The organism is Pseudofulvibacter geojedonensis, assembly GCF_042675745.1.
Lineage (GTDB): Bacteria > Bacteroidota > Bacteroidia > Flavobacteriales > Flavobacteriaceae > Pseudofulvibacter > Pseudofulvibacter geojedonensis.
Genome location: NZ_JBHTJM010000006.1, coordinates 341143 through 364206, shown reverse-complemented (window position 1 = coordinate 364206; position 23064 = coordinate 341143). Strand labels below are relative to the sequence as shown.

The window sequence follows — 23064 nt, the reverse complement described above, 5'->3', positions numbered from 1 at the left end:
TAATTATTTCTTGTTAGCTTCGTTAATATACTTTTTAAGCGCCATTGTCATAGAAGGTGTTTCAGGAGTAGGTGCTTGAATATCGATGCGTAATCCAGCTTCGTTAGCTGCTTTTACGGTAGTGTTTCCAAATACTGCTATTCTGGTTTTGTTCTGCTTGAAGTCTGGAAAATTCTTTAATAAAGAGTCAATTCCAGATGGACTATAGAATACCAAAATGTCATAGTAAACATCTGCTAAGTCAGATAAATCACTAACTACTGTTTTGTATAAAGTAGCCTGAGTCCATTCAACTTTTAGTTCGTCTAAAGTGGTTGGAATTAATTTTTTTAACTTGTCTGAAGAAGGAAGTAAAAACTTTTCGTCCTTGTATTTTTTAATTAAAGGAGATAATTCAGCAAAAGTTCTTTTTCCAACATAGATTTTACGCTTTCTGTAAACCACGTATTTCTGTAGGTAATAGGCAACTGCTTCAGATTGACAAAAATATTTCATCGTATCTGGAACTTTAAAACGCATTTCTTCGGCAATTCTAAAGTAATGATCTACAGCGTTTCTACTAGTAAGTATAATAGCGGTAAATTGAGAAAGATCTATCTTTTGTTTACGGATTTCCTTGCTAGGTACGCCTTCTACATGAATAAAAGGTCTGAAATCAATTTTTACTTTTTGTCTTTCCTCCAGGTCAAAATAAGGAGAGTTCTCTGCTTTTGGCTCTGGTTGAGAAACCAAGATAGTTTTCACTTTCATATTCTCAAGGTATTTTAAGGATTAGTTTTTAACCAAATCACAGCCAGTAAAATAGGTGCAATTTCGAAAGCGCAAAGATACAAAATAAAATAAAACCAATTACGTAAAATTATTTTTTGATTATAGAAGGTTAAAAATACTATAGTTAGTAGGTATAATAACAGTAAAGTAGCAATAATGCAAAAGATAAAAAAAGTGCTAGGAGTTGTATGGATGTAAAAAAAAGTTAGGTTAACTAAAAAAAGTATTAAAGAAATGTAGTTTATTAGTGTAAGTTTTTGGAAATGAATGCTTTTGTAAAAGTGGTTCAAGTCTAAAATTTCAAAAAGTAATTTTTCGATTACATATTTTACAATAAAAAATATATTAATAGATAAGAAAAAATAACCTAATGATATGAATGAGTTGCTGTCAATGAAATCGAATTTATTTGCTAAGAAAAAACAAAATAGAGAGCTGTTAGTGCTAAAGAATAAAAAAAACAAGCTGTTGAAAAAGTTAGATTTTAATTCTTTCTTATTGTGAAGTATTAAGTATTTTCCGTTAGATAAAAAGGTAATGAATTCATTAAACTGTTGTTGGTAGCTAAGCTTGATAATGCATAATAAAGAAATGCACCCTAAAATAATAAAGGTAAAAAAGTCTAGATTGTTTAAGTTTCTCAGTATAAAATCCATAGAAGTAACAAAAGTACTATTTTTAGAAATAATTAATAAAATTAAAAAGATAAAGAGTTATTTTTGCTTGCCATATGAGAGAGGCTTTAGTAGTAATACCTACCTATAACGAAATTGAAAACATAGAAGCGATAATACGTGCTGTTTTTAGAGAAACTGAAGTGTTTGATGTCTTGGTGGTAGATGATAATTCGCCAGATGGAACTGCTAACACGGTAATTAAGCTTCAAAAAGAGTTTCCAGATCAACTTTATTTAGAACAACGCAAAGGAAAGTCTGGATTGGGTACGGCATATATACATGCTTTTAAATGGGCTTTGTTACGACATTATAATTATGTTTGCGAGATGGATGCTGATTTCTCTCATAATCCAAAAGATCTTAATAAGCTGTACGAAATGTGTTCGTTGCATGATGTAGATGTTTCAATAGGTTCTAGGTATAAATCTGGGGTAAATGTGGTAAACTGGCCAATGAACAGAGTTTTACTTTCGTATTTTGCCTCTAAATATGTTAGGTTTATCACTAGAATGAATATCAACGATACTACAGCTGGTTTTGTTTGTTATAAAAGGAAAGTTTTAGAAAGTATAGATTTAGATAAGATTAAGTTTGTGGGTTATGCTTTTCAAATAGAAATGAAATTTAAAGCCTATTTAAAGCAATTTAAAATAGAAGAGGTTCCTGTTGTTTTTACAGATAGAACAAAAGGTGAGTCTAAAATGGATGGTTCTATTATATCCGAAGCGGTATTTGGGGTTATTTTAATGAAATTAAGAAGTGTATTTAAAAAATAAAAGATGAATAAGGTTTTAATTAAGAATGCTAAGATTGTAAATGAAAACTCAATATTCGAGGGAGATGTCTATGTAGAAGGAGAATATATTGTTGAGGTTGCAGAACAAATAAGTGCAAAATCTCCCGACGTTAGTGTTTTTGATGCTGAAGGTAAATATTTGCTGCCAGGAGTTATAGATGATCAGGTTCATTTTAGGGAGCCAGGTTTAACTCATAAGGCTAATATAGAAACTGAATCAAGAGCAGCTATAGCAGGAGGTATTACATCTTTTATAGAAATGCCTAATACTAATCCGCAAACTACAACAATAGAAGAATTAGATAAGAAGTTTGATATAGCGTCAAAAACTTCTTATGCAAATTATTCATTTATGTTTGGTGGAACCAATGACAATTTAGACGAAATATTAAAGGTCGATCCACAGAAAGTGGCTGCTTTAAAATTGTTTTTAGGTTCGTCTACTGGTAATATGTTAGTTGATAACCTAGAAGTTTTAGAAAAGATTTTTTCTAGTACAGACTTGTTAATTGCGGTTCACTGTGAAGATGAGGGGACAATTAGGGCTAACACTGAGAAATATAAGGCTGAATTTGGAGATGACATTCCAATGAAATACCATCCTATTATAAGAAGTGAAGAGGCTTGCTATTTATCATCTTCTAGAGCAATAGAATTGGCTAAAAAAACAGGAGCAAGATTGCATGTTTTTCATTTGTCTACGGGTAAAGAAACAGAGTTGTTTACAAACAAAATACCTTTAGAAGAAAAGAAAATTACAGCAGAAGTATGTGTGCATCATTTATGGTTTACTGATGCAGATTATGAGGAAAAAGGAACTCATATTAAATGGAATCCAGCAGTGAAAACTCAAAAAGACAAAGATTTGCTATGGAAAGCTTTGTTAGATGATAGAATAGATGTAATTGCAACAGATCATGCTCCCCATACGATAGAAGAAAAAAGTAATGTATACACTAAGGCTCCATCAGGAGGTCCGTTGGTTCAGCATGCATTGGTAAGCATGTTAGAAGCATATCATCAGGAAAAAATAAGTTTAGAGAAGCTTGTTGAAAAAATGTGTCACAATCCAGCTAGGTTATTTCAGATAAAAAATAGAGGTTATATTAAACCAGGTTTTTTTGCCGATATGGTTATTGTAGATTTAAACAACCCTTGGAGTGTTACTAAAGAGAATATTTATTATAAATGTGGTTGGTCGCCGTTTGAAGGTAATACATTCAAATCTAGAATTACCCATACTTTTGTTAATGGTAGTTTAGTGTATAAAAACTTTAAGTTTTACGACTTAAAAAAAGGAAAGCAATTAACATTTAATAGGTAATTATGAAGAGCTATCTTTTGTTTTTAAGTTTCGTTCTGGTTTTAATGTCTTGCGATAAGGTTCATAAATCTCCTGAGCCTGACAATCTGTTGTCTCAGGAAAAGATGGTAGATATTATGTGCGACATTAGATTAATGAATGCTGCTAGATCTAAGAATTATAGAAAAATAAAAGATAGTTCTGTGTTTATAGATAAGTTTGTTTATCATAAGTATAAAATAGATAGCGTTACTTTAAGACAGAACTTGAATTACTATGCTACCAATTCTTTCAAAACGGCAAAAGATATTGAGTTTGCTGTGCAGCAAAGGTTAGAGAGTATAAAGAAAGAGGTTTCAGAGAAAATAAAAGTAGAAGACAGTTTAAAGTTGACAAAAAAAAAGCCAGCTAAGTTAGATTTAAAAAAAGAAAGCTTTAAGTCAACAAAAGAAGGGAATTAATAAGTTATTCTTTAGTAAAATCTTTTAAAAAAAGTTGGGTGGTTTTTAATATACTTTCGTTAAATGACCTAAAATGAAAATCTACCGTGTTTTTTATTTTGCTATTGTTGTATTCTAATTTTTTAAATAAAGTAGCAGTATTAGGTTTAAAAACTTGTCTTTTAGATATACCAATAGAACTCTTTAGTTTATCAAATAAATAATAATAATAAATAAGTTTTTCAGAAACTTCTTTGGAAGACTTTTTTATTCCGAGGTTAATAGATATACTACTAATTAGTTTTTGGTAGTTTATGTTATCTGAGACTAGGATAAATCTTTTATTAGATATTTGAGAGTTAGTAAGGAATATTATTGATTTTATAAGGTCGTTTATGTCAATAACCCCAATCGATCCTTTTGTATAGTAATTGAAGCCTTTGTGAATCATCTTGAATATTTTTCCTGATCCTGAATTCCAAAAACCAGGCCCGATAATCAATCCAGGATTTATAATTACGGTGTTAAGTCCCTCTTGCGATCCTCTCCATACCTCTAGCTCGGCATTGTACTTGGTAATGGCGTATATATTGTGTTTGTTTTTTTCTGGAGACCATTCTGCACTTTCGTTTATGAGTCCTTTTTTAGGTTCGTCTAAGGTAGCAATAGAGCTGATATGGCAAAGCTTTGAAATGTTATATGCTAGACATAAGTTTACGATATTGGCTGTTCCAATATGATTTGTTTCTTTAGCTTTTTGGTAGTCTTTTGGGTTAAATGAAATATTGGCAGCACAATGGTATACAATAGATACTTTATCGAATGCTTTTTCTAGTGCTGGTACATCTGTTAAATCGGCTTTTATCCATTTAATTTTATTGAATAAGCTTTCGATGTTGTTAGTATAGTATCCAAAGATTTTTTTTACATAGTCGCGTTTTGTATCATTTCTATATATAGCTGTTATGTTGTCATTTGTTTGTGTTAAATAATATAACAAATGAGAGCCAACTAATCCTGTTCCGCCAGTAACTAAAATCATATAGCGAAAATAGAATTTTTTCATCTATAAATGTATCTTTGTGGCTTGATAAATTTAAGAGCATGACAAATTTTATTGAAGAATTAAAATGGAGAGGTATGTTAAACGATAGCATGCCAGGTACAGAAGAACACTTATTAGAGGAAATGAGGAGTGCCTATGTTGGTTTCGATCCAACAGCAGATTCTTTGCACATAGGTAATTTAGTTCCTATTATGTTGTTGGCTCATTATCAGAGATGTGGACATAAGCCAATTGCATTGGTTGGAGGGGCTACTGGAATGATTGGAGATCCGTCAGGAAAATCATCTGAGCGTAATTTATTAGATGAAAAAACTTTAAGACATAATCAGGATTGTGTAAAAAAGCAATTAGGACATTTTTTAGATTTTGAAAGCAATGAGCCTAATGCAGCTATTTTAGTGAACAATTATGATTGGATGAAAGAGTTTTCTTTTTTAGACTTTATTCGTGATGTAGGTAAGCATATTACTGTAAACTATATGATGGCTAAAGATTCTGTAAAAAACCGAATCGGATCAGAGTCTAAAGAAGGTATGTCTTTTACAGAATTTACTTACCAGATGGTTCAAGGATATGACTTTTTGCACTTATACAGAGAAAACTCTGCTACTTTGCAAATGGGAGGTTCAGATCAATGGGGTAACATTACTACAGGAACCGAATTAATTAGAAGAATAGGTGGAGGAAAAGGATATGCTATCACTTGTCCTTTAATTACTAAATCTGATGGTTCTAAATTTGGAAAGTCTGAAGGTGGTAATGTTTGGTTAGATGCCAAAAGAACATCGCCGTATAAGTTCTACCAATATTGGTTAAATACTTCTGATGAAGATGCTGAAAAGTATATTAAAATATTTACCTTTTTAGATAAGGAAACTATAGATGTTTTAATTGCAGAACATAAAGAAGCTCCGCATGTTAGAATGTTGCAAAAACGTTTAGGAGAAGAGGTGACAGCTTTAGTTCATGGTAGAGATGAATATGATAAAGCTATTGCTGCTTCAAATATGCTTTTTGGTAAATCAACTGCAGATGATTTGAAAGCTTTAGATGAACAGACTTTTTTAGATGTTTTTGGAGGCGTGCCTCAAGCAGAAGTTTCTAAAGCTGATTTAGATAATGGATTGGATATGATTGGAGCATTAGCGGCTAAAACTGGTTTTTTAAAATCTAATGGAGAGGCTAGAAGAGAATTGAAAGCTAATTCTATATCAGTAAATAAAACCAAAGTAAAAGAAGACTTTCTGATAACGAAAGATAGTTTGATTAACGATAAATTTGTTTTATTACAAAAAGGAAAGAAAAATTATTTTGTTTTAGTAGTTAACTAAATAATATTCAAGATTAAAATATTGGGGTCAATCTTACTAAGGTTGACCTTTTTTATGTTTATAAAAAAAGCCTGAAAACGTATTGTTTTCAGGCTTTTAAACTAACTAACTTATGAAAAAAGTAACTCTTTTTTTCATTATATAAGACGTAGAAAAGCTGGTTTTATTACATAGCTTAACAAACTTTAACATAAAAAACGACAAAACGTTTATTTTGTTAAGAAATTTAAGGTTTCTTGATATGGAATTAACGACTCTATAAGGCTTGAAATACTGTCTTTTACAATCAGAGTAATGCTTATTAAGGTAGAAACAACTAATAAGGCTACCGATAGATTATTTTGCTTAATTTCTTTGAATTCGTTGATGCCTTTAGTTAGAGCGCTAAAAAGTAAAAAAGTAGCTAGGTTAATTAAAAGAGCAAAGATAAATCCGGTAAACAAATAAATGCCAGAATAGCTAATAATATCTGTAAAACTAACAATGTTGTTTTGGGTAAACGAAAGTCTTATAATATTGCTAATAGAGGGTATTATTTCTCCTAAAATTATCCCTATAGAAATAAATATTCCGCATGAAAATATGGTAAAAGCTAAATGGTCGTTTTTAATTTCTTGTTCTTTAAAAAATAGTTTTATCAATATTTTGTGTGACACAAATAAGATGCATACAGCTAATATTATTGAAATAATAATTTGAATTATTGCTAAGGTAAAAAGGGTATTGTTCATAATTTTTTATGAGTTGTTAGTTAGTACTACATACCAATGAGAGGTGTTGTTTAAATGTTTGGGCATTTCGCCTATTTTATAATACTTGTTAGTGGTTTCCCATAAGTAGTATTTTTTTCCGAAGTGACTTTTGTAAGTTCCGTTAGCAGGTATAGATATTCCAATTACAGAATGTAAGTAAAAGTCACTATTGAGTATGGCAACATCATAGCCAAAATGTTTTAAAATAGTAAAAACTAGCATGGTTCTAGTGTCGCAATCTCCCTTTAAATTTGATAAAAATTCAACAGGAGTTTGTATTCCGTATTTTTGATTTCCGATACAGCAATCCGGACATTCTTCTAGTGTTTCTTTTATTTCGTCTTTGTACGCACTAGCATCAAGACATTCTTTTTGAAATACAAGAGCATAAGGTATGTCTTGAACAAAAGAAACCACCATTTCTGCAAACTGTCTTTGATTTAGTTGATGTCCTTTGTGTAAGTAGTAGAATTCTTTTAAAATTAAATCGAGTTTGGGTTTGTCTTCTAGAGTTATTTTTTTGTACAAATCTTTCCAACTTTTACTTTTGGGTAGATTTAAATTTTGATGAAATTCTTTCGAGCTGTAGTAGTCTTTTGTTCTAATGTTAAATTCTCCTCTGTAAGTTTTTCCAATGTAATCTTTCCATTTTCTCTTGTGCGAAAAAACTTCGGTAGAATCATTATCGTGATAAATATATTTAGTAGCAATTAAATCAGCGTCAGATCTGTTGTTGGGTAAGAAGTTTTTGTTTGAAAAAAATCTAGAGCCAATAGCTAAACAAAGCAAAGTAACTAGCCATAAATTTTGAGATTTAGATACTTTTTTACTAGTAAAGTAATGAAGAAAACGTAAGGTGATTAGATAGCATATAATGAATAATGTAATGTTGTTTATTGGGATAAACTGTTGAACCAATGAAAACATAATACTGGCAATTACAAACGCAAAAACGATTGTAAGGCAGCCTAGTAGTTTGCTATGGTTTTTGTTGTTCATTTATAAAGTCATTAAATTACACCCTCTTATATCAGAATTGTCAAATCTTCCTATAATTTCAAAAGTATTGTTATTTAGGGTTCTTCCAAGATCTTGTGTGGCTATAAAGGAGCACGAGTTTATGTTGGCTAAATCAATAACGTTAATCCCACCAGTTTTATTTTTGGTTTGAACACTCAAAGGGTCTTCTGTGTCTCGAGTAAGTATTTTCATCCAAGGGGGGCATGAAAAAATGCCATTGCCTTTTGAGTATGCTTGAGAGAGTAGTTCTGTCATTCCGTATTCTGAATGTATGTACTCAACCCCAAAGCCTTTAGATAAATAATGGTGTAGTTCTGTTCTAATCATTTCTTTTCTTTTGCCTTTCATTCCTCCAGTTTCCATAACAATAGTATTTTTCAATTGAAACTGGTATTTTTCGATCAGGTCTAATAAGGCGAAAGAAACTCCTATTAACAATGTTTTTTTGTTTAGACTTTCTAGTTTATTTATCGTTTCAGATAATTGGTCAAGATTGTTTAGGTAAAATCCGCTTTCTGGCTGTTTTGTTTTTCTTATTAGGTCATCTACCATATAAATTAAAGAAGAACCTTGTCTTTCTAAGTATGAGGGTAGTAAAGCAAGAATTATATAGTCTTCTGGATTTTCGTAAAAATGGCTGAAGCTTTTTAGGTAGCTCTTTTGGTATAATGAAAGGTCGTTAATGTAGTGTTTGCTTGTAATGCTTCCGGTAGTTCCCGAGCTCGAAAATGTTGTTTCAATACCTTTGTTGGATGATAAGATTTTCTTGCTTTTAAAAAACTCAATAGGTAAAAAAGGAATATCCTCAATTTCGTTTATGTCACTTGGGTGTATGTATAGTAAATCACAATAAGACCTATATGCTTTATTGTTGTAAAACTGATGCTTAAAGACCTCTAAAGCAGTTTGCTTGAATTCTTTTTCAGAGTTGATGTTGAATATTTTCTGTTCGAGCATAATCAAAAATAGCAAAAAAAAACTGCCAAATAAGGCAGTTTTTATGTTTATGTATAATCGGTTTAGTTGATAATATCAAATCCAGTGTACTTTACTAAACATTCTGGAATTTTAATTCCTTCAGGAGTTTGGTAGTTTTCTAAAATACCAGCTAATACTCTTGGTAAAGCCAAAGAACTTCCGTTTAATGTGTGTGCTAAATGTTTTTTATTGTTAGCGTCTTTGTAACGAAGTTTTAATCTATTAGATTGGAAATTTTCAAAGTTTGAAACAGAGCTAATTTCTAACCATCTTTCCTGAGCTGTTGAGTAAACTTCAAAGTCGTAAGTCATGGCAGCAGCAAAACTAGTATCACCTCCACATAGACGTAAAATTCTATATGGTAATTTTAATTCTCTTAAAATTTCCTTTACATGATCAACCATTCCGTCTAAAGCTTTGTATGAGTTTTCAGGAAGTTCAAAGCGTACAATTTCTACTTTGTCAAATTGGTGTAACCTGTTTAAACCTCTTACATGTGCTCCATAACTACCTGCTTCTCTACGGAAGCATGGGGTGTATGCAGTGTAACTTATTGGAAAATCTTTTTCGTTTAGTAATTCATCACGCATAAAGTTGGTTACAGGAACCTCTGCTGTTGGAATTAAGTATAAATTATCTGCTGTAACATGGTACATTTGCCCTTCTTTGTCGGGTAATTGACCTGTTCCGTATCCAGAAGCCTCATTTACCAGGTGTGGTACTTGAACTTCTTGGTATCCAGCTTCAATATTTTTATCTAAAAAATATGAGATTAGGGCACGTTGTAAACGAGCACCTTTTCCTTTGTATACAGGAAATCCAGCTCCGGTTATTTTGTTTCCTAATTCAAAATCAATAATGTCGTATTTTTTTGCTAGTTCCCAGTGAGGTAAGGCTCCTTCGTGTAATGATGGCACTATGCCTTCGTTAAAAATTTCTTCATTGTCATCTTCATTTTTACCAGGCTTAACTAGATCGTTTGGTACATTTGGTATGTTGTATAAAAGGCTAGTTAGTTCTTGCTGAGTCTTGTTTAAAACTTCAGTAAGTTCTTTGCTGTTTTCTTTTAATTGAGTGGTTTTTTCTTTTAAAAGATTAGCTTTTTGTGTTTCTCCGTTTTTGAACAACATTCCAATTTCTTTGGATAATTTATTAGAGTCAGCTTGATTGTTGTCAAATTGTACTTGTGTGCTTCTTCTTTTTTCGTCTAAAGCAATCACTTGATCAAGGATTTGTGAAGCGTCAAAGTTTTTAACTTTTAAGCGCTCAACAATATTCTCTTTCTGTTCTCTAATGAATTGTAATTGTAACATTGTTTAAATAAATTTTTGAAACGCAAAAGTACGTATTTTAATGTTTTAAACAATGAAGTGTTTTTGAATGTTGGATATAAAAAAACCGCTTGTTAAAAAGCGGTTTTTTTGGCTTGTATTGTTGTTATTTATATTTTAAAGGTAACTACAGGTCTTTTAGCATGGTTTACTAAATCTTCGCTAATACTTCCGTTAAAAAAATGAGATAAACCTTTTCTTCCATGGGTGCTCATGGCAATAATATCTGCGTCTATTGCAGATGCAAAATTTAAAATTCCTTTTTCAATTGTCCGGTCATTGTAAATATTTAGTGTGTAGTTATCTGGTTTGTTTCCGTTTAAAAACGAATTCATTTTGTCTTCGGCTTCAGCAGTAGTCCTAAAACCATTAGGAGTGTTTACCATTAACAAATGCATTTTAGCGTTAATGCTTTTGGCAAATCTTGTAGCTTCTTCAAAAGAAGCTTTGTACTCATCTGTAAATTCACAGGCAAAAACAAGATCTTTAATTTTAAAGTTATTATGATCTTTCTTAATTACCAATACTGGAACATCTGAGGTTCGTACTACTTTTTCTGTGTTAGAACCAATAACCATTTCTTTAAAACCAGAAGCTCCTTGCGATCCCATAACTATTAAATCTATGTTATCTTTTTTGGCAGTATCTACGATACCTTCAAAAGCTTCGTTGTTTTGAATTCTTTCATGAATAGTAATGCCTTCTAAGTAATCAGATTCAATAACGTTTTGAAATTTCTTATGTGCCATTTGCATAAAAAACATAGCTTCTGGTAGTTCGCTACCTTTGCTCATAGGATCAATTAAATCTAAAGGAAGTTCTAGCAAATGAAGCAAATAAATTTCGCTATCGTATTCTTTGGCAAGTTGAGCGGCTACTTTAAGTGCATTTTCAGCTTCGGGAGAAAAATCTGTAGGAACAAGGATTCTATTCATCTGTTTTCGTGTTTTAAATTAATATCAGATGGAACTCATAACAACTCTTTTTAAAGAAGTTTGTGTTACTCATTTCACATATTGTTTAGTTAGCTATAAATATATAAAAAATACTCAAAAATTAACATATATTCATGTAATAATTCCTCGAGTCTTTAAAGTTTTTTTTGTTATAAATTATAAAAAAGGAAAGCACTTAGCTATAAGGTTTTATAATTCGTAAATTATACTTATATTTGCATCGCATTATGAATAATTGAATTGTAATGAGGGGACGGTAAGTCCCCTCTTTTTATACTATATTGAAAATGTTTAAGCAACAAGTAACCACATTATTGAATGACGCTTTAGAAGAAAGAGAAGATTTGTTCTTAATAGAATTTACTGTAGGGTCTGGTAATAAAATTAATGTGGTAATAGATGGAGATAATGGCGTAACAGTAAGTGACTGTATAGATATAAGTAGGGCTATTGAACATAATTTAGATAGAGATGAAGAAGATTTTTCTTTAGAAGTAATGTCTTACGGAGCGGCAAGTCCGTTGTTAAAATCGAGGCAATATGTAAAAAATATTGGTCGCGATTTGCAAATTAAATTGCAGTCATCAGAAAAATTAGAAGGAACTTTAACGCAAGCAAATGAAGAGAAAATAGTGTTAGAGTGGAAAGCTAGAGAGCCTAAGCCGGTGGGAAAAGGTAAAGTGACTGTTCAAAAGAAAGAAGAAATAGCTTACAGCGATATTGCTGAAGCAAAAGTGAAGATAAAATTTTAACGAAACAGGTGTTATGGAAAACATTGCATTAATTGAATCTTTTTCTGAGTTTAAGGATGATAAAATGATAGATCGTGTTACTTTAATGGCGATCTTAGAAGATGTATTTAGAAATGCTTTAAAGAAGAAGTTTGGAGACGATGATAACTTTGATATTATTATCAATCCAGATAAAGGAGATTTAGAGATTTGGAGAAATAGAGTAGTTGTTGCAGATGGTGAAGTAGAAGAACCAAATCAAGAAATTTCTTTATCAGAGGCAAGAAAGATAGAGCCAGATTTTGAGGTGGGAGAAGATGTTTCGCAAGAGGTAAAATTAATCGATTTAGGGAGAAGAGCTATCTTGGCATTAAGACAGAACTTAATTTCTAAAATCCACGAGCACGATAATACAAATATTTACAAGCAATTTAAAGACTTGGTGGGTGATTTGTATACTGCAGAAGTTCATCATATTCGTCACAGAGCAGTTATTTTGTTAGATGATGAAGGGAACGAAATTGTATTGCCAAAAGATAAGCAAATACCTTCAGACTTCTTTAGAAAAGGAGAAAATGTAAGGGGAATAATTGAAAGTGTTGAGTTAAAAGGAAATAAGCCAATGATAGTTATGTCTAGAACAGCTCCAGCTTTTTTAGAAAAATTATTTGAGCAAGAAATTCCTGAAGTTTTTGACGGTTTAATTAATGTGAAGAAAGTTGTTAGAATACCAGGTGATAAAGCTAAGGTTGCTGTAGATTCTTACGACGATAGAATAGATCCTGTAGGAGCTTGTGTTGGTATGAAAGGGGCTAGAATTCACGGAATTGTACGTGAGTTAGGGAATGAAAATATTGATGTGATTAACTACACTAATAATCCGCAATTATTCATTACCAGGGCATTGAGTCCGGCAAGAGTTACATCTGTTAAGTTAGACGAAGAGAAAAAGCGAGCAGAAGTAATGTTAAAACCAGAAGAAGTGTCTAAAGCTATAGGTAGAGGAGGACATAATATTCGTTTAGCAGGACAATTAACCGGTTATGAGATAGATGTGTTTAGAGAGGGTGTAGAGGAAGATGTAGAATTAAGCGAGTTCTCTGATGAAATAGATTCTTGGATTATAGAAGAGTTTGCTAAGGTAGGGTTAGATACTGCTAAAAGCGTTTTAGAACAAGATATAGATGAGTTGGTAAAACGTACCGACTTAGAAGAAGAAACTATCGAAGAGGTAGTTAGAATATTAAAAGAAGAATTTGAGGACTAGATTCAGTATAGTCTTTCTTTTTGAATAAATTATTTGAGGTAAATTAAATTTTATGGCTGAAAACAAAACAATAAGGCTTAATAAGGTGTTAAGAGAGTTAAATATTTCTCTTGATAGGGCTGTGGAATTCTTAGGTTCTAAAGGAATCGAAATAGAAGCACGTCCTACTGCTAAAATTACAGCTGATATTTACAATGTGCTTTCTGGAGAATTTCAGACAGATGCTAGTAAAAAAGTAGCATCTAAAGAAGTTGGAGAAGAAAAGCGAAAAGAAAAAGAAGCACTTCGATTAGAGCGCGAGCAAGAAGAAGAACGTAAAAGGCTTGCAGAGCTTAAAAAGCAAGAAGTAATTAAAGCAAAGGCTAAGCTAGATGGGCCAAAAACAGTAGGTAATATTAATTTAGATGCAGATAAAACTCAGCCAGAACCTCAAGAAGCTGTGTCTAAAGAAGAGCCTAAAAAAGAAGGACCAAAGCCAGTAAAGGTTGTAGAAACCAAAAAAGCAGAGGTGCAAAAACCTAAAGTGGTTAAAAAGATTGATTTAGATCAACTTAAAAAACCAAAAAAACAAGCTAAACCAGTAAAAGAAGTGGTAAAAGAAACACCTAAGGTAGAAAAGCCTGTGGTGAAAGAAGAACCTAAACAAAAAGTGGTTGCTAAAAAAGAAGAGGTGACAGAAGAAGCGCCTAAAGACGAAAAAGTAACTACACAATATCAAAAACTTTCTGGGCCAAAAATTACAGGTCAAAAAATTGATTTAACTCAATTTAACAAGCCTAAGAAAAAGACAGAAAATAAAGGTGCAGCTGGTGGTGGTGCTAAACCAAAACGTAAGCGTATTAGTAAACCTGGTGCTCCTAGTTCAGGAGGAGGAAATGCTGGTGGTAACCGAGGAGGAAATCGAGGTGGAGGAAGATTTAATAATGGAAACCGAGGTGGTGGAAAAGGTAGAAGAGCGCAAGTTGTTAAAGAAGAACCAACAGAAGCAGAAGTACAAAAACAAGTACGTGAAACACTAGAGAAGCTGCAAGGTAAATCTAGTAAGAATCGTGGTGCTAAAAACAGAAGAGATAAAAGAGATCTTCACCGTCAGAAAAGACAAGAAGAGTTAGATGCTCAACAAGCAGAAGGAAAGGTATTAAAAGTTACCGAGTTTGTCACTGTAAATGAGGTAGCAACTATGATGGATGTGCCAAGTACAAAAATTATTGGTGCTTGTATGTCTTTAGGTATTATGATGACAATGAATCAGCGTTTAGATGCTGAAACTTTATCTATCGTAGCAGAAGAGTTTGGGTATGAAGTAGAGTTTGTTTCTGCAGAGATAGAAGAGTCTATACAGGAGGTTGAAGATAATCCAGAAGATTTAGTAACTAGAGCTCCTATTGTTACTGTAATGGGGCACGTAGATCATGGTAAAACCTCTTTATTAGATTACATACGTAAAGAGAATGTAATTGCGGGAGAGTCAGGTGGAATTACACAGCATATTGGTGCGTACGGAGTAAAGCTTGAGAATGGTCAGAAAATAGCATTCTTAGATACCCCAGGTCACGAGGCCTTTACGGCAATGCGTGCACGTGGTGCTCAAGTAACAGATATTGCCATTATTGTTATTGCAGCAGATGATGATATCATGCCACAAACAAAAGAAGCTATATCTCATGCACAAGCAGCTGGAGTGCCAATAGTATTTGCAATTAATAAAATTGATAAACCAACGGCTAATCCAGATAACATTAAGACCAAACTAGCTGCCATGAATTTATTGGTAGAAGATTGGGGAGGTAAAATACAATCTCATGATATTTCTGCTAAAACAGGATTAGGTGTTAATGAGCTTTTAGAAAAGGTGTTGTTAGAGTCTGAGTTGTTAGACTTAAAAGCTAACCCTAATAAAATAGCTAATGGTACAGTTGTAGAGGCGTTCCTAGATAAAGGTCGAGGTTATGTGTCTACTATATTAGTTCAAGCAGGAACTTTAAAGATAGGTGATTATGTTTTAGCTGGAAAAAATAGTGGTAAGGTTAAAGCAATGCATGATGAGCGTGGAAATAAAGTAAAAGAGGCTGGACCTTCTACACCAGTGTCAATTTTAGGTTTAGATGGTGCGCCACAAGCAGGAGATAAGTTCAATGTGTTAGAAGATGAGCGTGAGGCTAAACAAATTGCAGCAAAACGTACGCAATTAAAACGAGAGCAAGATGTTCGTACCACTAAGAACTTAACATTAGCAGAAATTGGTCGTCGTATTGCTTTAGGAACATTTAAGGAGTTAAATATAATCTTGAAAGGAGATGTGGATGGTTCTGTAGAAGCATTAACAGACTCGTTCCAGAAACTGTCTACCGAAGAAATACAAGTAAATATACTTCATAAAGCTGTAGGTGCTATCACAGAATCTGATGTATTGTTAGCGTCAGCTTCAGATGCAATTATTATCGGATTTAATGTTAGACCAGCAGGAAATGCGCGTCAGTTAGCTGATAAGGAAGAAATAGATGTACGTACATATTCTATTATTTATGATGCTATCAATGATCTTAAAGATGCAATGGAAGGTATGTTGTCTCCAGAAATGAAAGAAGAGATTACTGGTACTGCAGAAGTTAGAGAGTTGTTTAAAATATCTAAAGTTGGTACAATTGCAGGATGTATGGTTATGTCTGGTAAAATCTTACGTTCAGGTAAGATACGTATCATACGTGAATCGGTAGTTATTTACGATGGCGAGTTGGCAACACTTAAACGATTTAAGGATGATGTGAAAGAAGTGGCTAAAGGGTACGATTGTGGTATGCAAATTAAGAACTACAACGATATTAAAGAAGGTGATGTTTTCGAATGTTATCAAGAAGTTGCAGTTAAGAAGAAGTTGAAATAATTTCTTTAAATTATAAGTCTAAAAAAGCTCTTTAGGAAACTAAAGAGCTTTTTTTTGTTGTATTTGTTCGTGGTGTTTTTGTTTTGAATGATGGTAATTAGTAGAGGGTTACAGATGAAAATGGAATTTTTAATTGTTTACGGGTTAATCGAACCGTATTAAAATGGGTAATTGCTAATTTAAGAATTGTTAGAGTTGTGAATAATTGACAGGTTACAAGTCTTTATAGGGGTGTTTACGTATTATATAAAAATTTTATAGCCTGATACTAGAAAGGGAATCGATAGAAGTTGAAAATTTGGTGCCTTTCGTAAACTATAAAAAATAAGGCTAAAAATAATTTGAGCCAAGAAACTGTTGCTGATGGAAAAAATGATAACCCGTAGTGTAAAAATATTTTTATCGTTATTTGTTTTGATTGGTTGTAATAAAGGTCAAGAGGAAGAAAAATCGGTTGTTAAGAAGTTTTAAAATCAGATGCAAAAACCAATAACATATTATTTATAAATAACGAAAAACAAAAAAACTAATGATTCATTGCTAATTAATCTTGATTCTAATGAAAAAATGAAGAGAGGAATTAGTGATAGTATGTGCATTATAGAAAGGTTTGGTGATATGAGTCATGAAGTTATTGCTCTTCAAATAACATCAGAAGATGATATTAATGAGGTTATTTTGTCTTCTGAGTTTGATGGTGCTGAAGATGTAGAAAGTTATGAGTACACCTTTTATAGTTTAATGAAAGATTCGTTATTTACTGTTAGTACAGTTAGACAATCGAATGGAAAAATTAATGATACTATTGTAAAGATATATACTATAAATGAAAAAGGTGTTAAGGAAATTAAAAAGTGATAAATCTCTAATACCAGTATGTTTAATTACTTTTTTATAGAAAAGAAGAGCTTAGTTGTTAATATAAAAAACATTGAAAATAGTTGTGTTTAAGAAGCAAAGATTAAGTAGGGTACATAAAAAAATACATTGTCCTTCCTTTTCTAAAGAAAGGCAATTAGGTATGCTTGTTAACTCGGGTTATACCCCAATTTCTGGGTTAACTAAATATAATGAGTGGACGTATGAGGTGTTAGATTTTTAGTTTGATTTAACTATAGAGGATGTTTCTAATCATTTGATTGAAATTAATTATTTCTTAAAATTTTTGGTTGATACAGTACCTATTCAAGATGGAATTTGGTTAGTTAAAAATAAAGACGGAACATATTTCTATACAGAAAAAGAACGTGGGATAATATATAAAGAGGAGTTGTTTAAAAGCTTAATAGAAGTTGCAAAATATTTTAGTAAATTGAAACTGTCTCGTATACCTAAATACAATAAATTGTTTCATTAAATAATACTTAAAACCACCTTAATGTTCGGGTGGTTTTTCTTGTTTTGTATTAGTTGTTGAAAGAATTTATAAACCTGTCTTAAATGGTTTAAAATAGTTGTGGAATGTGAGAAATTAGTGTTGCTGGTTTGGTGTGTGTTTAAATAAAAAAAACTCGAACAATTGTTGGATTCGAGTTTGGTATAGTGAATGTAAATAAAACCCTATTCGTCTCTTTTTTTGTTTTCTGGTTCAAATACAAAAGCTCCTGTGTCAGGAAATTCTTCGTTAATTTTCAATAATGCTCTATCGGCATCAAGTCGGTTTCTAAAATAACCAACCCATACCTTGTAGTTAGGGGTTTGCCAGTGAATTTGCGACTTGTGTTCGGTGAATTTTTGCTTGTATTCTTTTAAAACTTTTTGAGCTCCTTCTAATTCTCCAGAAAAGACCTGAATGGTAAAATGAGTTCTAATTTCTTCTTTTTTAAGTAATCTTTTGCGTTCCTTAAGCAGAGTTTCTAGCTGCGGATCTTGTTCAATTGTTACTGTTGCCTCTTGAGAGTAGTTCAATTGAGTAAAAAGTAAGGTAATAATTACAGTGCTGCTGATCTTAAAAAAAGGTAATCTTCTCATTATGAATTGTATTTATGCAAATGTAGCTTTTTAATTGTTTTTTTGTCTCCGTAAAATACTTATTTAGAATCTCTATAAATTAAAATTAACCCTTCTTTAACAACTTAAAAATTATCTTAAAATAGTATTTTTGTCGGAAGATTTTTGAAAATCTGAGCTTTTACCCTGTATTTTCAGGTAGTTAGATTGAAAAAATCGTACCAAAAAACGAATTAACACTAGATTTTTTTCTAGGATTTACTAATAAATATAGAAAATAGTAACAGATGAAACAGGTTAAACACCGTTATTCAACTTCTAAAGTTCTAAGTCTTTGCTTAGCAGTTCTGCTAGCATTTTCAACTTCAGTTTTTGCGCAAGGAGATCCAGCTGCGGGTAAGAGTTTATTTAATGCGAACTGTGCGGCATGTCATAAATTAGATAAGCCTATGACAGGTCCTGCATTGAGAAATGTAGAGCAGCGTTTAGCAGATGAGCAAGGTTTAGATAGAGAGTGGATCTATAACTGGGTTCGTAATAGTTCTAAAATGATTAAAGATGGGGATGCTTATGCAAACAAAATCTTTAAAGAGTATGATAACAGTGTAATGACATTGTTTCCTCAGTTAACTAATACTGATATTGATAATATTTTAGCGTATACTGCAGAGGTTAAGCCTGAGCCAGAAACTCCAGAGGGGCCTATTACTGTTACTCCTGTGGATTCTAATAATGATTTGATTTTAGGAGCGCTTGTTTTAGTGTTGTTGGTGTTAGTTGCTATGTTGTTTATGGTTAGTAAGACTTTAAAGAGTATTGCTAGTAAAAACGGTATCAATGTAGATGAGGGTGCTAAAAAGCCTATTTGGAAAGCGTTTGTAGAGAATCAATTCTTAGTGTTGGTTTCTGTAATTGTGTTTATGTTGTTTGCAGCATACCATGCTTATGGGTATTTCATGCAAGTTGGTGTAGATCAGGGTTATCAACCAGTTCAGCCAATTCACTTCTCTCACAAAATTCACGCTGGAGATAATAAAATAGATTGTAAATATTGTCACTCTTCTGCAAGAGTAAGTAAGACTTCTGGTATACCTGCTTTAAATGTTTGTATGAACTGTCATAAAAACATTTCTGAGGTTGCTCCGTCAACAGCTACTGCAGAGCATACAAAAGAGTTTTACGACAAGCAAATCCAAAAACTGTATAATGCAGTTGGTTGGGATGGTCAGAAATATTCTGGAGAGCAAAAGCCTGTTAAGTGGGTAAGAGTTCATAATTTACCAGATTTCGCATACTTTAATCACTCTCAGCACGTAACAGTTGCTGGTGTAGAGTGTCAGACTTGTCATGGTCCTGTAGAGGAAATGGAAATTCTTGAGCAGTTCGCGCCATTAACAATGGGTTGGTGTGTAAACTGTCACAAAGAGACAGAGGTGGATGTTAAGGGTAACGAGTATTACGCTAAGATTCATAAAGAATTGTCAGAGAAGTATGGTGTAGAAAAGCTTACGGCTGCTCAAATGGGTGGTTTAGAATGTGGTAAGTGTCACTACTAATTAGAATTGAATATTAAAAGAGTAAAGAATTAAAGGATTGAATGGTTTTTAATCATTGAATCATTAAATTAAATATAAATGGCATCAAACAAGAAATACTGGAAAAGTGTTGAGGAGTTAGATAACAACTCTATTGTTGAGACGCTACAACAAAACGAATTTTTAGAAGAAATACCTACTACGGAGTTTTTAGGTGATAAAGAGTCTTTAGATTCTTCGTCTACTACTCGTAGAGATTTCTTAAAATACGTTGGGTTTAGTACAGCAGCTGCAACTTTAGCAGCTTGTGAGGGACCGGTTGTAAAATCGATTCCTTATGTAGTACAGCCTGAGCAAATTCGTCCGGGTGTAGCAGATTACTATGCAACAACTATTGCAGATGGTTACGATTTCGCTAGTATATTAGTGAAAACAAGAGAAGGTCGTCCTATTAAAATAGAGCCGAATAAAATGGCTGATTTTAAAGGTTGTACTAATGCTCGTGTGCAAGCGTCTGTTTTATCATTATATGATAATAAAAGATTAAAGTCGCCAAAAGCTAACGGAGCTATTGTTTCTTGGTCTAAGTTTGATGCAGATATTGCTAAAAAAGTAAATGAAGTAGTGGCGAATGGTAAAGAAGTTGTGTTAATGACACAAACTTTTGCTAGTCCATCTACATCTAATATAATTGCTGAATTTAAAGCTAAGTATGGTAATGTGCGTCATGTAGTTTATGATGCTATTTCTGAGTCTGCTACTCTTGATGCTTTTCAAGAGAAGTATGGTGAAAGAGGAATGCCAAACTATAACTTAGGTGATGCAGATGTTATTGTTGCTATCGGTGCAGATTTCTTAGGAGATTGGCAAGGTGGTGGTTTTGAAGGTGATTACGCTAAAAATCGTATCCCTGAAAACGGAAAAATGTCTCGTCATATTCAGTTTGAATCTAACATGACTTTATCTGGAGCAAATGCAGATAAGCGTGTGCCGTTAACTCCTAGCGAGCAAAAAGTTGCTTTGGCTAAGTTATACGGTTATATAGCTGGTTCTTCTGTTGGTGGTTCTTTGCCTAAGCATGTAGATGCTGCAGTGAAGAAAGCGGCTGAGGAGTTAAAGAGAGCTGGTAGTAGAGCGGTTGTGCTTACAGGTATTCAAGATAAGGGTGCTCAAGCAGTAAGTAACGCAATTAATGAAGCTTTAGGTAGTAAAGCTTTTGATGCTAAATCGCCAATAAAAACAAGACAAGGAAGTAATGCTGCAGTAAATCAGTTGGTTGCTGACGTAAAGTCAGGAAAAGTTGGTGCAGTTATTATGGCTGGTATTAACCCAGTATATTCAATGCCAAACGGAAATGCGTTTGGAGATGCATTAAAGAAATTACCTTTAACAGTTTCGTTTACACAGCGTGAAGATGAAACATCTAAATATGTTCAGTATTTAGGAGCAGCACCTCATTATTTAGAGTCTTGGGGAGATGTTGAGTTAAAGAAAGGTTCTTATAGCTTAATGCAGCCTACTATTAAGCCGTTGTTTGATACACGTCAATTCCAAGATTTCTTATTGAAGTTAGTTGGAAGTGAAGATTCTTACTATAAGTATATCAAAAATACTTGGTCTGCAGGTATATTAGGTGGTTCTTCTTGGAATAAAGCTTTGCATGATGGTGTGTTAGCAAAGTCTGCTGCGCCAGTTGTAGAAGAAAATCAAGAAGGAGACGAGGTAGCTTCAGAAGAAGCTCCAGTTTATAGCGTTAGTGGAGCAGTTGCTGCTTTAGCTGGTGCAAAATCGAAAGGATTAGAATTAACATTATACCCTAAGACTGCAATGGGAGACGGTCAGATGGCAAACAACCCTTGGTTACAAGAGTTGCCAGATCCGTTAACTAGAACTACTTGGGATAACTATTTAACAATCTCTGAAGCTGATGCTAAGAAGTTTGATTTGTTCTTAGAGCAAAGTACTTTCTTTACACAGGCAAGAAACGATGCTAACGGAGGATTAAATGGTAAGTATGCAAATGTAACTGTTAATGGTGTTACAGTTGAAAAAGTTCCGGTAATAATTCAGCCAGGTCAGGCTCAAGGGTCTGTTGGTTTATCATTTGGTTATGGTAGAAAAGAAGCATTACAAGCAGAAATGCAAACAGGTGTAAATGCTTACCCTTTATATGCAAACTTTAACAATGTTCAAACTGTTTCTATTGCAAAAACAGATGGAAAGCATGAGTTTGCTTGTATACAATTGCATAATACCTTAATGGGTAGAGGTGATATTGTAAAAGATACGACATTAGAGATCTTCAATACGGCTAATGCGAAACATGATTATGAGGCTTATAATCCAAAGCCTAAAGTGTCAAAAGATCATAATATGATTAATGCTTCAGATCCTGAAGCAGATTTATGGACTCCTTTTGATCGTTCTATAGGGCATCACTTTAATTTATCTATCGATTTAAATGCTTGTACAGGATGTGGGGCATGTGTTGTAGCATGTCATGCGGAGAATAATGTGCCAGTAGTAGGTAAATCAGAAGTGCGTCGTTCTAGAGATATGCATTGGTTGCGTATAGATAGATATTATTCTTCTCAAGATACTTTTAACGGAGATTTAAAGAAAAAAGAAAATATTTCAGGTTTAGGTAGTTCATTATCTGAGTTTGGAGAAATGGAGAGTCCAGCTGCTAATCCGCAGGTTGCTTTCCAGCCAGTTATGTGTCAGCACTGTAATCACGCACCTTGTGAAACTGTTTGTCCGGTTGCGGCAACTTCTCATGGTCGTCAGGGTCAGAACCATATGGCTTATAACCGTTGTGTTGGTACTCGTTACTGTGCAAACAACTGTCCTTATAAGGTACGTCGTTTCAACTGGTTCTTGTATAACAACAACGATGAGTTTGATTATAACATGAACAATGATTTAGGAAAAATGGTTCTAAATCCAGATGTTGTAGTTCGTTCTCGTGGAGTTATGGAGAAATGTTCTATGTGTATACAAATGACACAGAAAACAATTCTTGATGCTAAGGTTGCAGGTAAGCAAGTAGACAAGAATGCATTTGCTACAGCTTGTTCTAACGCTTGTGATACTGGAGCAATGGTGTTTGGAGATATCAACGATAAGAATAATGATATCTACAAGAAAAAGAACGATAAACGTGCTTACCACTTATTAGAGCACATAGGTACAGAGCCTAATGTGGTTTATCAAGTTAAGGTAAGAAACACGAAAGAAGCGTAAGCGCGATATAAAAAAGAATAATTAATTAAGTAA

20 protein-coding genes are annotated in these 23064 nt (G+C 33.0%); 11 read left to right on the top strand and 9 right to left on the bottom strand.

The features are described from left to right. Positions 1-3: 3 nt before the first annotated feature. On the bottom strand, positions 4-750 hold the full coding sequence (locus ACFQ1O_RS06640) for a uroporphyrinogen-III synthase (RefSeq protein WP_377714614.1): 747 nt from the start codon (positions 748-750) through the stop codon (positions 4-6). Positions 751-764: 14 nt separating this feature from the next. After that, on the bottom strand, positions 765-1427 hold the full coding sequence (locus ACFQ1O_RS06635) for a DUF4271 domain-containing protein (RefSeq protein ID WP_377714612.1): 663 nt from the start codon (positions 1425-1427) through the stop codon (positions 765-767). 74 nt (positions 1428-1501) lie between these two features. Here ACFQ1O_RS06635 and ACFQ1O_RS06630 point away from each other — a divergent pair, with 74 nt between their 5' ends. Genes ACFQ1O_RS06630 through ACFQ1O_RS06620 form a run of 3 tightly spaced genes read left to right on the top strand, consistent with a single transcriptional unit; the run spans position 1502 to position 4008 of the window. After that, a complete protein-coding gene (locus ACFQ1O_RS06630; protein WP_377714610.1) occupies positions 1502-2224 on the top strand; it encodes a polyprenol monophosphomannose synthase in 723 nt (240 codons plus the stop codon). Between the two features lie 3 nt (positions 2225-2227). Continuing rightward, entirely contained in the window at positions 2228-3568 is a 1341-nt protein-coding gene (locus ACFQ1O_RS06625; protein ID WP_377714608.1) for a dihydroorotase, read from the top strand. Between the two features lie 2 nt (positions 3569-3570). Then, positions 3571-4008: a DUF4296 domain-containing protein gene (locus ACFQ1O_RS06620; protein ID WP_377714606.1), complete on the top strand. Its 438-nt coding sequence runs from the start codon at positions 3571-3573 to the stop codon at positions 4006-4008. A gap of 4 nt (positions 4009-4012) precedes the next feature. Here ACFQ1O_RS06620 and ACFQ1O_RS06615 read toward each other — a convergent pair whose 3' ends face one another. Continuing rightward, positions 4013-5029 carry an NAD-dependent epimerase/dehydratase family protein gene (locus tag ACFQ1O_RS06615; RefSeq protein ID WP_377714604.1) on the bottom strand — a complete coding sequence of 339 codons (1017 nt, stop codon included), beginning with the start codon at positions 5027-5029 and terminating at the stop codon, positions 4013-4015. Positions 5030-5091: 62 nt separating this feature from the next. On the opposite strand from ACFQ1O_RS06615, the gene tyrS reads away from it, so the two are divergent. Then, positions 5092-6384, top strand: a complete 1293-nt coding sequence (tyrS, locus tag ACFQ1O_RS06610; RefSeq protein WP_377714602.1) for a tyrosine--tRNA ligase — start codon at positions 5092-5094, stop codon at positions 6382-6384. 209 nt (positions 6385-6593) lie between these two features. Here the strand turns inward: tyrS and ACFQ1O_RS06605 are convergent, their stop codons facing one another. The 5 genes from ACFQ1O_RS06605 to ACFQ1O_RS06585 form a co-directional block, all read right to left on the bottom strand. After that, positions 6594-7115, bottom strand: a complete 522-nt coding sequence (locus ACFQ1O_RS06605) for a DUF350 domain-containing protein (protein ID WP_377714600.1) — start codon at positions 7113-7115, stop codon at positions 6594-6596. A gap of 6 nt (positions 7116-7121) precedes the next feature. Continuing rightward, a complete protein-coding gene (locus ACFQ1O_RS06600) occupies positions 7122-8135 on the bottom strand; it encodes a hypothetical protein (RefSeq protein WP_377714598.1) in 1014 nt (337 codons plus the stop codon). After that, positions 8136-9113, bottom strand: coding sequence for a LuxE/PaaK family acyltransferase (locus ACFQ1O_RS06595; protein ID WP_377714596.1), 978 nt, complete (start codon positions 9111-9113; stop codon positions 8136-8138). A 62-nt stretch (positions 9114-9175) separates the two neighbouring features. Beyond that, on the bottom strand, positions 9176-10447 hold the full coding sequence (serS, locus tag ACFQ1O_RS06590; RefSeq protein ID WP_377714594.1) for a serine--tRNA ligase: 1272 nt from the start codon (positions 10445-10447) through the stop codon (positions 9176-9178). A 128-nt stretch (positions 10448-10575) separates the two neighbouring features. Then, positions 10576-11400: a universal stress protein gene (locus ACFQ1O_RS06585; RefSeq protein ID WP_377714592.1), complete on the bottom strand. Its 825-nt coding sequence runs from the start codon at positions 11398-11400 to the stop codon at positions 10576-10578. Between the two features lie 308 nt (positions 11401-11708). On the opposite strand from ACFQ1O_RS06585, the gene rimP reads away from it, so the two are divergent. From rimP to ACFQ1O_RS06560, 5 genes are all read left to right on the top strand, one after another. Further along, the gene (gene rimP, locus ACFQ1O_RS06580) at positions 11709-12173 is read left to right on the top strand and encodes a ribosome assembly cofactor RimP (protein WP_377714590.1); all 465 of its coding nucleotides are present in this window, start codon (positions 11709-11711) and stop codon (positions 12171-12173) included. Between the two features lie 13 nt (positions 12174-12186). After that, positions 12187-13419: a transcription termination factor NusA gene (gene nusA, locus ACFQ1O_RS06575; RefSeq protein ID WP_377714588.1), complete on the top strand. Its 1233-nt coding sequence runs from the start codon at positions 12187-12189 to the stop codon at positions 13417-13419. 52 nt (positions 13420-13471) lie between these two features. Further along, positions 13472-16303: a translation initiation factor IF-2 gene (gene infB / locus ACFQ1O_RS06570; RefSeq protein WP_377714586.1), complete on the top strand. Its 2832-nt coding sequence runs from the start codon at positions 13472-13474 to the stop codon at positions 16301-16303. 567 nt (positions 16304-16870) lie between these two features. Beyond that, a complete protein-coding gene (locus ACFQ1O_RS06565; protein WP_377714584.1) occupies positions 16871-17161 on the top strand; it encodes a hypothetical protein in 291 nt (96 codons plus the stop codon). 307 nt (positions 17162-17468) lie between these two features. Beyond that, positions 17469-17660, top strand: coding sequence for a hypothetical protein (locus ACFQ1O_RS06560; protein WP_377714582.1), 192 nt, complete (start codon positions 17469-17471; stop codon positions 17658-17660). Between the two features lie 203 nt (positions 17661-17863). On the opposite strand, the gene ACFQ1O_RS06555 is transcribed toward ACFQ1O_RS06560, so the two are convergent. Next, positions 17864-18274, bottom strand: a complete 411-nt coding sequence (locus ACFQ1O_RS06555; protein WP_377714580.1) for an SPOR domain-containing protein — start codon at positions 18272-18274, stop codon at positions 17864-17866. A gap of 266 nt (positions 18275-18540) precedes the next feature. Between ACFQ1O_RS06555 and ACFQ1O_RS06550 the strand changes: the two genes are divergently transcribed. Both ACFQ1O_RS06550 and ACFQ1O_RS06545 read left to right on the top strand, forming a co-directional pair. Beyond that, positions 18541-19809, top strand: a complete 1269-nt coding sequence (locus ACFQ1O_RS06550; RefSeq protein WP_377714578.1) for a cytochrome c3 family protein — start codon at positions 18541-18543, stop codon at positions 19807-19809. Between the two features lie 78 nt (positions 19810-19887). After that, the gene (locus ACFQ1O_RS06545) at positions 19888-23031 is read left to right on the top strand and encodes a TAT-variant-translocated molybdopterin oxidoreductase (RefSeq protein WP_377714576.1); all 3144 of its coding nucleotides are present in this window, start codon (positions 19888-19890) and stop codon (positions 23029-23031) included. The last annotated feature ends 33 nt before the right edge of the window (positions 23032-23064 follow it).

Excerpts from the sequence above, each read along its gene's own strand:
- nusA (WP_377714588.1), top strand. The coding sequence starts at position 12,187 with ATGGAAAACATTGCATTAATTGAATCTTTTTCTGAGTTTAAGGATGAT.
- infB (WP_377714586.1), top strand. The coding sequence starts at position 13,472 with ATGGCTGAAAACAAAACAATAAGGCTTAATAAGGTGTTAAGAGAGTTA.
- ACFQ1O_RS06555 (WP_377714580.1), bottom strand. The coding sequence starts at position 18,274 with ATGAGAAGATTACCTTTTTTTAAGATCAGCAGCACTGTAATTATTACC.
- serS (WP_377714594.1), bottom strand. The coding sequence starts at position 10,447 with ATGTTACAATTACAATTCATTAGAGAACAGAAAGAGAATATTGTTGAG.
- ACFQ1O_RS06615 (WP_377714604.1), bottom strand. The coding sequence starts at position 5,029 with ATGATTTTAGTTACTGGCGGAACAGGATTAGTTGGCTCTCATTTGTTA.
- ACFQ1O_RS06605 (WP_377714600.1), bottom strand. The coding sequence starts at position 7,115 with ATGAACAATACCCTTTTTACCTTAGCAATAATTCAAATTATTATTTCA.
- ACFQ1O_RS06635 (WP_377714612.1), bottom strand. The coding sequence starts at position 1,427 with ATGGATTTTATACTGAGAAACTTAAACAATCTAGACTTTTTTACCTTT.
- ACFQ1O_RS06545 (WP_377714576.1), top strand. The coding sequence starts at position 19,888 with ATGGCATCAAACAAGAAATACTGGAAAAGTGTTGAGGAGTTAGATAAC.
- ACFQ1O_RS06565 (WP_377714584.1), top strand. The coding sequence starts at position 16,871 with ATGAAGAGAGGAATTAGTGATAGTATGTGCATTATAGAAAGGTTTGGT.
- tyrS (WP_377714602.1), top strand. The coding sequence starts at position 5,092 with ATGACAAATTTTATTGAAGAATTAAAATGGAGAGGTATGTTAAACGAT.
- ACFQ1O_RS06625 (WP_377714608.1), top strand. The coding sequence starts at position 2,228 with ATGAATAAGGTTTTAATTAAGAATGCTAAGATTGTAAATGAAAACTCA.
- rimP (WP_377714590.1), top strand. The coding sequence starts at position 11,709 with ATGTTTAAGCAACAAGTAACCACATTATTGAATGACGCTTTAGAAGAA.
- ACFQ1O_RS06550 (WP_377714578.1), top strand. The coding sequence starts at position 18,541 with ATGAAACAGGTTAAACACCGTTATTCAACTTCTAAAGTTCTAAGTCTT.
- ACFQ1O_RS06630 (WP_377714610.1), top strand. The coding sequence starts at position 1,502 with ATGAGAGAGGCTTTAGTAGTAATACCTACCTATAACGAAATTGAAAAC.
- ACFQ1O_RS06585 (WP_377714592.1), bottom strand. The coding sequence starts at position 11,400 with ATGAATAGAATCCTTGTTCCTACAGATTTTTCTCCCGAAGCTGAAAAT.
- ACFQ1O_RS06640 (WP_377714614.1), bottom strand. The coding sequence starts at position 750 with ATGAAAGTGAAAACTATCTTGGTTTCTCAACCAGAGCCAAAAGCAGAG.
- ACFQ1O_RS06600 (WP_377714598.1), bottom strand. The coding sequence starts at position 8,135 with ATGAACAACAAAAACCATAGCAAACTACTAGGCTGCCTTACAATCGTT.
- ACFQ1O_RS06620 (WP_377714606.1), top strand. The coding sequence starts at position 3,571 with ATGAAGAGCTATCTTTTGTTTTTAAGTTTCGTTCTGGTTTTAATGTCT.
- ACFQ1O_RS06595 (WP_377714596.1), bottom strand. The coding sequence starts at position 9,113 with ATGCTCGAACAGAAAATATTCAACATCAACTCTGAAAAAGAATTCAAG.